Origin of the sequence: Oceanobacillus sp. Castelsardo (assembly GCF_001659985.1) — a bacterium.
Taxonomy (GTDB): Bacteria; Bacillota; Bacilli; order Bacillales; family Amphibacillaceae; genus Oceanobacillus.
The window spans coordinates 148,883-160,601 of record NZ_LYCS01000001.1 but is presented as its reverse complement, the minus strand read 5'-3'; the positions used below and the strand labels follow the sequence as shown (position 1 = coordinate 160,601).

Below are 11,719 nucleotides of genomic sequence, written 5' to 3'. Positions count from 1 at the left end.
TGATCATTTTATCTGAATCTCTACTAATCATTATTTACCTAAGTTAGGATTATAATTCTCTATTCCCCTTTAATTTTCTCACCGAAATATTGATAATAATTGGTCTCAATAAAACCATTAAATAATTTACGTTTCTTTGTCGCATTTTTACCATAGGCTTTTTCAAATTCTTCATAAGCTGTCAAGATATAAACACTCCAAGAAGGATGGTTTTCCATAACTATACCTAAACCACGGTATAATTCTTCAACGGACTCTTTATCACTTAGGCGCTGACCATAAGGAGGATTCCCAACAATATATCCGTTATTAGCCTTTATGGATAAGTCATTTACCTGCATTTGCTTCCAAGTAACTAAATCACCTAACCCAGCCTCAATCGCATTATCTTCGGAAATTTTAATCATTTTATGGTCTATGTCAGAACCTGTAATAAATAATTTTTGATCATAGTTTGCTTGATCTTCCGCTTCTTCAAATGCCTTTTCCCAGTGTTTTTTCTTTATGAATGGCCATTCTTCAGAAACGAAATCCCGATTAAATCCTGGTGCGATATTTTGCCCAATTAATGCCGCTTCAATAGGAATCGTACCTGAACCACAAAACGGATCAATAAATGGATCATCAGGTTTCCAGTTTGTTAGCAGGATAAGAGCAGCGGCCATCGTTTCTTTTAGTGGTGCTTCCCCTTGTCCTACCCGATATCCTCTTTTATGAAGGCCGGTTCCAGAAGTATCTATGGTTAAGGTTGCAACATCTTTAAGAATGGATACCTCAATTTTATACATCGCGCCAGTTTCTGGCATTTTATAAACCACACCATGTTTTAATTTTAATTTTTCAGCAATCGATTTTTTTACTATTTTTTGGCAATCAGGTACACTATGTAATTCGGATTTGACAGATTTACCCGAAACTGGGAATTGTCCATCCTCTGGAATGTATTCCTCCCAAGGTAATTTCTTTGTACCTTCAAATAGTTCATCAAAGGAAGTAGCTTGAAACTCCCCTACTAGGATTTTTACCCTATCAGCAGTTCTAAGCCATAAATTACATCTCGGTATTGCAGAGATTGGTGCATCAAAAATTACTTTACCATTATCAACTTGTACCTCATAACCTAGATTTTTTACTTCGTTTGCCACAACGGATTCTAATCCCATTGCCGCAGTAGCTATTAATGTTACAGTTCGCATCGTATAATTCCTTTCACATAAAAATTTATTACTATAGTTTACCACACTTAAAGGCAAAAAAACCTTTTCTATAGCATTCGCTATAAAAAAGGTTTATTAAACGTACTTAAGACCAATTAAATACTCGATAAGCCATGTTCTGTACCTTTGTACTGCAAACGGCGGTCTAACCTCGTACTCCGGGCGTAATCATCTATCTACAAGTAAAATACTTGTCCCTCGTTCGGTTGAATTCCCTAGTAAAGGATGCCCCTACCATTATTTGGGTTGCTCACTCGTGGGGTTTACCTCGTTCCACCTGGAATGTTTCCATTTCAGCTACGTCACTGTGGCACTTTCAAGGATATGATTCCATATCTAAAAGACTTAGGAATGCATCCTGCCGTTAACTACATGAGTTACCTTGACTTATGAATTCGTCAAGCACGAACACTACAAACATCTCAGTCTGTGTGAGCATGGACTTTCCTCTGCATGATTAATCATACAGCGATTACTTGAGTATTTAATAAAATTATGTTTTTATCATAACATGCATAGACAAACTATTCAATGGTAGATTGTGGTATAACGTTTTAATTTTCGGCTGAGTCAACAAATTTTTTCCCGAAAACAGCTTTTTCTAAATTAGATAATCGTTTCAAAATATCATAATTTACTTGTGTAGGCTGCTGAGGTGCTCTTACCCTTGTTGTTTGTTCATGATTATTGTTTTTCTTCAATTTATCGATTTCTTGTTGTAATCTGTTAATTTCCTGTTGAAGTATATCATAATCTTGAATAATAATATCTAGAAATTCATCTACCTCTTCTTGATTATATCCTCGCATTCCAGTTTTAAAATCTTTTTCAAGAATAGCCTTGCCACTTAAACGAACACCTTTAACACTCATCCGTATCACCTCATAATTCTTCACTAGTTAAATATATTTTTTTAATATAAATCGTATATATGTAAATACATTATATCATGTCCATTTCCTATTTTCTCCAAATGCTTCTGAAAAAGTGAAATAATTCTATATTACATTTAAAACAGGAAACTAATGCAGTGCCCAGTTCCCTGTTTTTTAAATCAATCACATTCAACTACTAAATAAATCACGTTGTCCAAAGGAATATGGTAATAATTCTTCCATTTTAACCACTTTTGTTTCTTGATTTAAATTGGTTAGATAAATTTTCATATTTTTATTAAAAAATTCACTCATCACTTGTCGACAGGCTCCACAAGGTGAAACAGGTCTTTCAGTATCCGCAGCAACTGCCATTTCAATAAATTCATTCTCACCTTCAGATAACGCCTTAAAAATAGCAACTCGTTCTGCACAACACCCTACAGTATAAGCAGCATTTTCAATATTACAACCAGTATATATTTTTCCAGATTTAGTTTTTAAAGCAGCACCAACAGGAAATTTTGAATAAGGAACATAGGCACTTTTTCGTATTTTAATTGCTTCTTCCATTAAATTTATTTTAGACATCAGCACTCACCTTTATTGTAGTTCATGAATTATTTGTTCAAAAATATATCGAATCGATTTGTAATACTCCATATACCTTCTTTTTCGTATATCTTTATAATAACTGTGCATAATAAGTAAATCCATATTTTCTTTAGTAGAATTAATTTGCTGAGGGTGTATGTTAACCTCACGATTTTTAACCGCCCGTAAAGCTTGCTCCTCCCACTCTTCTACTAAGTTATAGATTGGGGTTACTTCCTCTTTTACTTGGAGGAAGAAAGCTTTATCTCGAATATTCTCCGGAGGCTTACCTTCCTCAAATAATTCTTGAAGATGCTTCAAATGATTCAAAAGTAGCTCGGTGTTTTTAATTAAATCCATATTCTTCCGCCTTCAATTTATATTCCCTTTAACTTTAACATATTTCTTTTAAAGCGGACATTAAATATACTTTTTAATAGAATCTTCAAGTTTAGAAATTTCAAAACGTTGATTTTCATAACGATAGGTTATTTCATTTTCTGTTTTCATGATTAATTTTTGATCCATGATACGAATTTGGTCTGAAATTTCTTGTAAGGATGTTTCAAATTTATCAATGCAAACACCATTCGCGTATTGATCCAATTTTCGTGCTGCAACTGACATACCCTCACCCCATTTCCCATTTTGTTAGTATTCAACATATTCTGCAAATGCCACTAAACTCCTTCCCCTTCGACAAAACTAGAAAAAAACGTACAAAAGAAGTGAAAATCCTAAATGTTTTTTATGAATTTAGACACAATATAATTGAAGGAGGGTTTTATAAATGGATAAAAGCAAACAAATATTAAAACAGGAAAAACAACAACGTAGATCTAAATCAGAAATTAAAGGTGATAAGAAATTAAATGGGCCGAACCGACCTTCGACTTAAAATATAATATGGTAATTGAAAAACCAATGGCCGTTCGTATTTGAATGGCCATTGGTTTCCTCATATTGTCTTATATGTGTTAAACGTTTTTATAAATGTCCATAATAGCATTATATTCCTTAACAATATGAACCCCTATAATTTAAATAAGAATTTCGTATTATATTTTTTAAGGAACTGCTGTGTTTAAAGTCTATGCTTTTTATACCGATGATATATAATAGAGGTAAACCCATTTCCTTTTTAGACTGGATATTATGCAGTTTAAAGTTATCAATCATCTATTTTTTTGGTATGATACTGTAGATTAGGGGGATATGGATGAATTATCCAAATGGCAAAAAAACAAACATGATAAATAATAAAAGTAGACCAAACGCTAATCGTAGCTTCAGTAATAGAGGTATGTCACTAGAAGAAGATATTAATATTACGAATCAGTACTATTTAGAGACTGATAGGGCAGTTATTCATAAAAAACCAACACCAGTACAGATAGTTAAAGTGAATTATCCCAATCGAAGTGCAGCTGTCATTACAGAAGCATACTTTAAGCAAGCTTCTACTACAGATTATAATGGCTTATATCGTGGAAAATATGTAGATTTTGAAGCAAAAGAAACAAAAAATAAAACTTATTTTCCACTAGCCAATATCCATGACCATCAAATAAAACACATGGAATCTATTATTGATCATGGTGGTATCTGCTTTACTATTATTCGATTTTCTACATTTGATGAAACATATCTGTTACAAGGAACAAAACTCCTGGAATTCTGGAAAGAAAAAATGAATGGTGGAAAGAAATCGATTCCCTATTCACATTTTAAAGTAAATGCTTTTGAAATACCTTTTAAATACCAAGCACGTGTAGACTATTTAGCAATTATTGATCAATTATATTATTAATTTTTAATATTACATAATTGTTATTTTAAAGAGTGGAGGTTAGAGCTATGGCAGAAAATGGCCAAACTCGTTCAGCTAGAAGAAAACAAAAAAAATCAGCAAAAAAACCTATATGGAAAAAAATATTATTAGGAATTGTTATTTTTATATTGGTATTAGGTATTGGTGGCGGTGCTGTTGGTGCTTACTGGATTTTTACCGCTCCCGATATTGATGAAGCAATGTTAAAAGATCCATATGCTTCAATTCTATTAGATAAAGATGGAGAAAAGTTTGCAGAGCTAGGTGCAAATCGTAAAAAAGTGGAGTATGAGGACCTTCCACAGATTTTAATCGATGCAGTTACCGCTACGGAAGATGCTAGATTCTTTGAGCACCATGGTATTGACCTTAGAAGAATTGGTGGAGCTATAGTCGCCAACGTTGTACATGGGTTTGGTTCACAAGGAGCAAGTACCATTACACAACAAGTTGTAGAGAAATCATTTTTAACTCCTGAAAAAGAAATTAAATTAAAAGTTCAAGAACAATGGTTAGCATTAAAACTTGAAAGACAGTACTCAAAAGAAGAAATTATGGAAATGTATTTAAATAAAATCTTTTACGGTGCTAATGCTTACGGGGTAGCTCAAGCTGCTGAAACATATTTCGGTAAAACAGATTTACATGAATTAACTTTACCTGAAGCTGCTATTTTAGCGGGCTTGCCACAGCGGCCAACCGCATATAACCCATTTCAAAGTCCTGAATTAACGAAGGAAAGAATGGATACTGTATTAACGCTAATGGTACGGCATAACAAAATCTCAGAGGCTGAAGCAAATGAGGCTAGACAAGTAGAAATTGCATCACTTTTATCAGATAAACAGCCAGATTCATTCAAATATGCAGCATTTATCCAACAAGTCGAAGCGGAAGTAAAAGAAAAACTAGACGGTGCTGATATTAATACAGACGGTTTAGTAATCCATACTACTCTAGATACTGGTGCACAAGAGTATGTAGAATTTCTACTGGAGGATAGCGCGGAAAATCCAATAAGCTATCCACTTGAACAGATGCCAAATATGCAAGCAGGGATGGTAGTACTCGATACAAAAACTGGTGGAATACAAGCAATCGGTGGTAGACTAAATCCTGAGCAATATGGGGAATACAATTACGCAATAAATGGTGGAAGCCAACTTGGTTCTACAGCGAAACCTATTATGGCATACGGTCCAGCAATTGAATATAATAAAATTTCAACATACCATCAAATTAATGATGATAAACCTTATGAAGCAGCCGGTTCTAAACCAATTCGAAATTGGAATCGTAGTTATGCTGGCTGGATTAGTGCTAGATATGCATTGGAACAATCTTTAAACGTTCCAACTGTAAAGCTATATGATGAAGTAGGGGCAAGCAATGCGCAAAAGTTTGCAGAGAGCTTAGGTATTGAATTTGCTGACAATCAAATTAATGTCCGCGATGCAATTGGTGGTACATCAACGAAAGTGACACCTTTACAATTAGCCGGAGCTTACCGTGCTTTCGGAAATGAAGGAATTTACAATGAACCTTACGCTGTAAGTAAGGTAGAATTTCCGGATGGTGAAGTAGTTGATTTGGCACCAGAACCTGAAGCAGTAATGGCTGATTATACAGCCTACATGGTAACAGATATGTTAAAAAGCGTCGTAACAAACGGTACGGGTAAACAGGCAAATGTTCCAGGACTACCTGTCGCAGGGAAAACAGGAACAACAAACTTAGAGGAAGGCGGCTCACCTGATGCGTGGTTTGCTGGATACACTCCATATTATACAATTGCTGCCTGGACGGGTGGATATATAGTAGATAATGAAGATAAACTTAAGCGTGCCGCGCTACCGGATACAAAAATATCCCAAAAATTATTTAAACAAACCATGAGTAAAATCTCAGAAGGTCTTGATACACCGGACTTTAATAAACCAAACTCTGTAGTTGAGGCAAAAGTAGAAAAAGGATCTAATCCTGCTAGGAAGCCTAGTTCAAATACACCATCATCGAAAATTGTTACAGAACTATTTGTTAAAGGCACAGAACCAACCAATGTATCAAAGACATATGATAAATTAAATCCTGTTTCAAACTTAAATGCTAAGTACAACGAAGAAGCAAAATCTATCGATGTAACTTGGGACTATAATGATAACGATGATGTATCCTTCTCTGTTAGCGTTAGTGAAAATGGAGAAGAAATGAAAGAATTATCAACAACAGAAGAAAAATCGTTAGTTATTAACGAGGTGGAACCAGGTGATTATCAAATACAAGTTGTTGCTATTAGTAAAACAGATGGAAGTGTAAGTGATCCTGTTACGGCGAAAGTTACGATTGACACCGGTGAAGAAGAGGAAGGAAATATTAAACCAGTTGAAAATCTCTCAGCAGATTATATAGAGGATCGTTCCATCATTAGGGTTTCATGGAATTACAATGGACCTCCAGCTTTATTTGAAGTATCAGTTAACGGTCAGATACATTCTAACCAAGTTGAAGCAAATGGAATTGAAATTGGTAATTCGACACCTGGGGAAACATACAATATACAAGTAACCCCTATTGGCCAAAATGGCGCGAATAGCGGAGATCGAGGCGAATCCCGTTCCATGTCATTTACAGTTCCAAAACAAGTAGAAGAACAACCAGAACAGCCACCAGTGGAAGAGGAAGAGGAAGAACCACAACAGGAAGCTCCAGAAGAATCTGAAGTAGATGAAAACGAACCAGCAGAAAACGAAGAGGAACCTGTTGAGGCTGAACCAAATGAAGAAGAAGAACAAGATAATAGTGAAGCATAAAAATAGAAAAGGATAACCTCCATAACGGGGTTATCCTTTTCTATTTTAACTACCTTTTTTTCATTCTCTTTTGTCCCTCTCTGCATATTTCTAAAAGTGGACATTCGGGACAATTCGGATTTCTTGCTTTACAATGATATCTACCGAAAAAGATCATACGATGATGAGTAATACTCCATTCTTCTCTTGGAACTTTTTTCATTAGTGTCTCTTCTACTTCAATAACCGAATCTTTCCATCTACAAATACCTAACCTCTTTGAAACTCGTTCAACATGAGTGTCTACCGCAATAGCCGGTTCGTTAAAGGCTATAGACGCTACAACATTTGCAGTCTTTCTCCCAACACCAGCAAGTGTCATTAATTCTTCTTTCGTTCTCGGTACTTCCCCCTCGTATTTATCTATTAATACTTGGCAAAGCTTACGAATATTTTTAGCCTTATTCCGATATAACCCTATAGATTTAATATCATCTTGTAATTCTTCCAGCGACACCGCTAAATAATCTTCAGGTGTTTTATATTTTTTGAATAAGTTTTCTGTAACTTTATTAACTAATTTGTCCGTACATTGTGCAGAAAGTAACACAGCTATAACTAGTTCAAAAGGATTAGAGTGATTTAACTCTCCTTTCGCTTCAGGAAACATTTCTGCCATTTGATCCAGACAAAATCTAATTTGCTTTTTGTTTAGCATATTTTACTAATCTTCCCCTTCTTAATAATTACGCTTAACAAAGTATAGTATTTAAAAAGCGCGAAGTCAATAGTATCAAGGTTTTAGAGCGCTCAAGATAATAAGTACTACGCAGGATAATGCAACGAATCGAATGTATTTGGGGGTACTTTTGGGGGCGTTTTCGTTAGTATTACGAATACTTTTGGTATTGTGTAGTATTTGAATTTGGCTTCTAGTCATTATCTCTAAACTGGATAAGGTTGTTAGTATCTTCATTCTCCGCTGATCTAACATCATGAGTAACGTCCCTTCTATTGGTTGCGTAATAATCCTGAAGAAGTGTTTCCATATCACTATCTTCAATCAAAGGTACTTGACCTCATAAAATTCCTAAAATCCCTATAACCTTTTTGAATTTCTGATGGTGTCAAATTTCTTTCAATAATTATGTCAGCTCTTACCCCCTTCATTTTATATTAACACAGAATTAATAACTCATCTTACACAAATATTTTCAGATATGACTCCGAAATTAGTAAATAAGATAAATTAAAGGCTAGGTTTTCCGCACCTAGCCCTTGGTTTGCAACCGAATATAAAAAACTACCAATTTATTACTTAAAACGTACCTATATTTAACCTACGTTGCATTTCTTTCACAACTAATGAAGGTCTACTTAATTTACCATCAACAACGGTACCTAAATACTTTTGTAATGCCCGGATTGTTCCAGGGCCAAGTTTTCCATCTGCTATAGTTCCAACTTTTTTCTGCAAAGCTACGATTACATTACTTCCTTCAGATCCAAATGTAACTCCACCATATAGAGCATTGGTCACACTATTACGTGGTTGATTGCTGATAATACCATCAACTGGCGTCCCTAATGCTTTTTGAAGTGCACGAGTAGTAGATTGACCCCACTTTCCATCAACTGTCAGATTAGATTTATTTAATGTTTTACTAGCCGATGGATTACCTTTTAATTCATTGTATACTTGCTTGCCAGCTAAACCATCAACTGTTAAACCGTAATAAGACTGGAAACGTCTTACTGCATCTTCTGTATCATCTCCATAATAACTGTCTACACCGTTGTTTTTTGCATCTTTATTCGGGTAAAATGGAGGGTTATTATTTGCTAATTTGGTTTGTAACTGTCTTACTGGCTCACCGTATTCACCATTTCCTAATGTTTGACCCGTCCAGTCTCCAGTAACTTTAGTCCATGTCTTTTTAGTTGTAGATGTTCCTTTTTCCTGCGGCTTAGGTGCTGGTTTAACAGATACATCACTAGGACTGGATACCGTTCCTTTTTCGATATCTTTCTTAAACTGTGCTTTAGTAATACCAAAAGAAGCAAGATAAGCGTATGGGTCTGTGTGTGTGGTGCCTCCTAAATGCTTTCTAATCCAGTCGTGTGATTTGATACCTTTATCCGTTAGTTTTGAACCAGTATCTAATTTGATAGGAATCCCTGCATCTTTTGCAAGTTTACGCAATAACCATACATATGCAGCATAATCCTTTTTAAAAGTTTCGACGTTATTAGTTCTAGCTAATTCTACTTGAGCGTATGAATAGGGGTTAGCTTTAGGCCCAGCCCCATACTGGAGTTTACCTACTTCGGCAAGTTGGACGATTCTTCCTCCACCACCTACCCAATGGGAAACGAAAGCATTTCTCCAATTCCTAGTCATGAAATTAACTTCATTTTCTAATGAATTTGACCCTGTGTTATTCTTGTTTCCTGACTCGTGAGCGACTATAAACCTAGGCGCTGTTAGATTCCTTTGATTCAGTCCAGGGATGATATTTTTCACAATTTTATAAGGCATGTAAACCTCTCCTTTGGTATATATTTATTTTTAGTAACAATTTTTGATTGGTCAAATAAACCACTTGCGGACAATCCAATCATTAGCCCGTACATAATTTGTTCTTTTAAAACTCCATTCATAAAAAATATCCCTGCTGCTAAACCAAGCAGCAGGGATATAAGTGGTAGATATTTTTTAGGGATGACCTTTAATTCTTTAATTAATTGTGTAACTGCCATTACAACGGCTATGATAATTCCAATTTCAAACATTGACATTCCTCCTTACTATTGTGGCAATCTATCCTCGATATCATCTAATTTCGAGATAACGATTTCGTACTTACTGCTAAAACCTTTCATGATATCGTTCTGATCATCAATTGTTTTAAATAGTTTTTACTCTCTTTCTAGACTTTCTTTCTCGCGTTCTAAAATCTCTTTTCTAGATGAATAAAAAAGCCAAATAAAAAGAACCGCAAACGGTCCTTGTGTTAGAAAGTATTGAATTAATGTTTCGGTACTGGCTTGTCAAGATAACCGAAAGCCAAAGTCGGAATCATTCATAGTATTACGGAAATAAATATTCTTCCCAAAAACCATCCCCTCCTGTCTACTTTATTCGACAAAAATAGGCAATATACTTCTTTTTTAAAATAAAATACATATTTTTCTACAGATTGCATTGAAGATTGAAGCAAATACATTTGCGATTGAGTTATTATTTTCTCACAATGAAAATTCTTTAACCATTCAAGAAGCAACCGAAGAATATGGTGCACCCAAACAAATCCTGATTAAAAAATTTTACCCTTAAATCGAATTCATACTTTTAATTGGGCTTTAGATCGCATGATTAAAGAAGCGAAAATTAAACGTATAACTGTTCATGGACTCCGGCATACCCACGCTATAATCTTAATAAATCAAAAAACATCCGTAGTTGCTGTTTCAAAACGCTTTGGGAATACGGCCGAAGAAATTCATAAAACTTATGGCAATTCGGATGATGAAGCCGACAGACAAGCAGTGAATGTATTTGATTCAATCATAAATATGTGAGGGGATTGGGGGTACTTTTGGGGAAGTTTTAAAATAACATACCTTACCCCTTGCCCCTATTGGGTTTGAGGAATTTACTAATCTTCCCCTTCTAGCCAATTATAATAAATAGATGTATCCCTTTTTTTAGGCATATTCTCTTGTTTGATTGTTTGTTGACCATGATAATTTCTACTTTGTTTTCTTGCTTGGTCAACCGTATGAATTCCCTTCTTTTTCCACTCTCTAAGAATACGATCAATATATTTAAAATTTAATTTACCCATAAGTACAGATTCGCGTAACCCAGCTTTAATTAAAGCCGGTTCAATTTGATCTTCATCTAGCCACCCATTAATCATTTCTATTTCGAAAGGCGATAAAGGTCTACCAAATTCCTGTTCAAATAATATAAAAATGGTTCCATCCAAACTTTCCTTTTCTTCTACTTCCTGACTATACAATTGGTCAAATAATGGTTGTAATGAATACGACTCACTTAAAATGTGCTGTTCATTTTCCTTTTGTTCAATAGAAAGTATATTTTTTTGAATTAATTTTCGAAGGATTTGTGCACATTGTTTCTCATCAATCGTCATAAGATTAACAATTTCATTTGGTGTGGGAAAGTCATTATTTTCCTTTAAGAAATTAAGTAATTGAAGGATGACCATTGTTTCAACTTCAGTTAATCCTAAAAATTTATATTGTTTGAGTAATGCGATAGGAATGGGTATTTGATCAAAAATAATTTGTTGTATTGATATAGATTTTGACATATAAAGCACCTCGTTAACAGTATATCATATAAAGTGAAACTTCAATCAGTGGGGATTTCCTTACCTCCCCCCC

14 protein-coding genes and 1 other RNA gene are annotated in these 11,719 nt (G+C 34.7%); 4 read left to right on the top strand and 11 right to left on the bottom strand.

The window, feature by feature from the left end:
* Positions 1–59: 59 nt before the first annotated feature.
* The 6 genes from A9178_RS00880 to A9178_RS00855 form a co-directional block, all read right to left on the bottom strand.
* Complete coding sequence (locus A9178_RS00880) at positions 60–1,196, bottom strand: THUMP domain-containing class I SAM-dependent RNA methyltransferase (RefSeq protein ID WP_068672037.1); 1,137 nt, start codon at positions 1,194–1,196, stop codon at positions 60–62.
* Positions 1,197–1,319: 123 nt separating this feature from the next.
* Positions 1,320–1,701: RNase P RNA component class B (rnpB, locus tag A9178_RS00875), an RNA gene on the bottom strand.
* A gap of 70 nt (positions 1,702–1,771) precedes the next feature.
* Positions 1,772–2,089, bottom strand: a complete 318-nt coding sequence (gene gpsB / locus A9178_RS00870) for a cell division regulator GpsB (RefSeq protein ID WP_068672036.1) — start codon at positions 2,087–2,089, stop codon at positions 1,772–1,774.
* Positions 2,090–2,281: 192 nt separating this feature from the next.
* Positions 2,282–2,683 carry a cytidine deaminase gene (locus A9178_RS00865; RefSeq protein ID WP_068672035.1) on the bottom strand — a complete coding sequence of 134 codons (402 nt, stop codon included), beginning with the start codon at positions 2,681–2,683 and terminating at the stop codon, positions 2,282–2,284.
* A 12-nt stretch (positions 2,684–2,695) separates the two neighbouring features.
* Positions 2,696–3,046, bottom strand: a complete 351-nt coding sequence (locus tag A9178_RS00860) for a DUF1798 family protein (RefSeq protein ID WP_068672034.1) — start codon at positions 3,044–3,046, stop codon at positions 2,696–2,698.
* A 60-nt stretch (positions 3,047–3,106) separates the two neighbouring features.
* Positions 3,107–3,313: a hypothetical protein gene (locus tag A9178_RS00855; RefSeq protein ID WP_068672033.1), complete on the bottom strand. Its 207-nt coding sequence runs from the start codon at positions 3,311–3,313 to the stop codon at positions 3,107–3,109.
* A 163-nt stretch (positions 3,314–3,476) separates the two neighbouring features.
* On the opposite strand from A9178_RS00855, the gene A9178_RS19085 reads away from it, so the two are divergent.
* From A9178_RS19085 to A9178_RS00845, 3 genes are all read left to right on the top strand, one after another.
* Positions 3,477–3,584 carry a spore protein gene (locus tag A9178_RS19085; RefSeq protein WP_197482131.1) on the top strand — a complete coding sequence of 36 codons (108 nt, stop codon included), beginning with the start codon at positions 3,477–3,479 and terminating at the stop codon, positions 3,582–3,584.
* Positions 3,585–3,905: 321 nt separating this feature from the next.
* Complete coding sequence (gene recU, locus A9178_RS00850) at positions 3,906–4,496, top strand: Holliday junction resolvase RecU (RefSeq protein ID WP_068672032.1); 591 nt, start codon at positions 3,906–3,908, stop codon at positions 4,494–4,496.
* Between the two features lie 47 nt (positions 4,497–4,543).
* A complete protein-coding gene (locus A9178_RS00845; protein WP_068672031.1) occupies positions 4,544–7,327 on the top strand; it encodes a PBP1A family penicillin-binding protein in 2,784 nt (927 codons plus the stop codon).
* A gap of 49 nt (positions 7,328–7,376) precedes the next feature.
* Here A9178_RS00845 and nth read toward each other — a convergent pair whose 3' ends face one another.
* The 4 genes from nth to A9178_RS19600 form a co-directional block, all read right to left on the bottom strand.
* Positions 7,377–8,024 carry an endonuclease III gene (gene nth / locus A9178_RS00840; protein WP_068672030.1) on the bottom strand — a complete coding sequence of 216 codons (648 nt, stop codon included), beginning with the start codon at positions 8,022–8,024 and terminating at the stop codon, positions 7,377–7,379.
* A gap of 600 nt (positions 8,025–8,624) precedes the next feature.
* Positions 8,625–9,845 (bottom strand): peptidoglycan recognition protein family protein, encoded by a 1,221-nt coding sequence (locus A9178_RS19080; protein WP_197482130.1) that lies wholly within the window; start codon positions 9,843–9,845, stop codon positions 8,625–8,627.
* Positions 9,827–10,099, bottom strand: a complete 273-nt coding sequence (locus tag A9178_RS18790) for a holin (RefSeq protein WP_068672028.1) — start codon at positions 10,097–10,099, stop codon at positions 9,827–9,829. Before A9178_RS18790 ends, A9178_RS19080 begins: the two co-directional genes overlap by 19 nt.
* 126 nt (positions 10,100–10,225) lie before the next feature.
* Positions 10,226–10,336 carry a BhlA/UviB family holin-like peptide gene (locus A9178_RS19600; RefSeq protein WP_369801939.1) on the bottom strand — a complete coding sequence of 37 codons (111 nt, stop codon included), beginning with the start codon at positions 10,334–10,336 and terminating at the stop codon, positions 10,226–10,228.
* Positions 10,337–10,630: 294 nt separating this feature from the next.
* Between A9178_RS19600 and A9178_RS19595 the strand changes: the two genes are divergently transcribed.
* Complete coding sequence (locus A9178_RS19595) at positions 10,631–10,888, top strand: tyrosine-type recombinase/integrase (protein ID WP_369801938.1); 258 nt, start codon at positions 10,631–10,633, stop codon at positions 10,886–10,888.
* Positions 10,889–10,965: 77 nt separating this feature from the next.
* On the opposite strand, the gene A9178_RS00820 is transcribed toward A9178_RS19595, so the two are convergent.
* The gene (locus A9178_RS00820; protein WP_068672026.1) at positions 10,966–11,646 is read right to left on the bottom strand and encodes a DnaD domain-containing protein; all 681 of its coding nucleotides are present in this window, start codon (positions 11,644–11,646) and stop codon (positions 10,966–10,968) included.
* Positions 11,647–11,719: the final 73 nt, after the last annotated feature.

Coding starts and splice junctions, on each gene's coding strand:
- nth (WP_068672030.1), bottom strand. CDS start 8,024: ATGCTAAACAAAAAGCAAATTAGATTTTGTCTGGATCAAATGGCAGAA.
- A9178_RS00845 (WP_068672031.1), top strand. CDS start 4,544: ATGGCAGAAAATGGCCAAACTCGTTCAGCTAGAAGAAAACAAAAAAAA.
- A9178_RS00880 (WP_068672037.1), bottom strand. CDS start 1,196: ATGCGAACTGTAACATTAATAGCTACTGCGGCAATGGGATTAGAATCC.
- recU (WP_068672032.1), top strand. CDS start 3,906: ATGAATTATCCAAATGGCAAAAAAACAAACATGATAAATAATAAAAGT.
- A9178_RS18790 (WP_068672028.1), bottom strand. CDS start 10,099: ATGTTTGAAATTGGAATTATCATAGCCGTTGTAATGGCAGTTACACAA.
- A9178_RS00855 (WP_068672033.1), bottom strand. CDS start 3,313: ATGTCAGTTGCAGCACGAAAATTGGATCAATACGCGAATGGTGTTTGC.
- A9178_RS00860 (WP_068672034.1), bottom strand. CDS start 3,046: ATGGATTTAATTAAAAACACCGAGCTACTTTTGAATCATTTGAAGCAT.
- A9178_RS19080 (WP_197482130.1), bottom strand. CDS start 9,845: ATGCCTTATAAAATTGTGAAAAATATCATCCCTGGACTGAATCAAAGG.
- A9178_RS19085 (WP_197482131.1), top strand. CDS start 3,477: ATGGATAAAAGCAAACAAATATTAAAACAGGAAAAACAACAACGTAGA.
- A9178_RS00820 (WP_068672026.1), bottom strand. CDS start 11,646: ATGTCAAAATCTATATCAATACAACAAATTATTTTTGATCAAATACCC.
- A9178_RS00865 (WP_068672035.1), bottom strand. CDS start 2,683: ATGTCTAAAATAAATTTAATGGAAGAAGCAATTAAAATACGAAAAAGT.
- gpsB (WP_068672036.1), bottom strand. CDS start 2,089: ATGAGTGTTAAAGGTGTTCGTTTAAGTGGCAAGGCTATTCTTGAAAAA.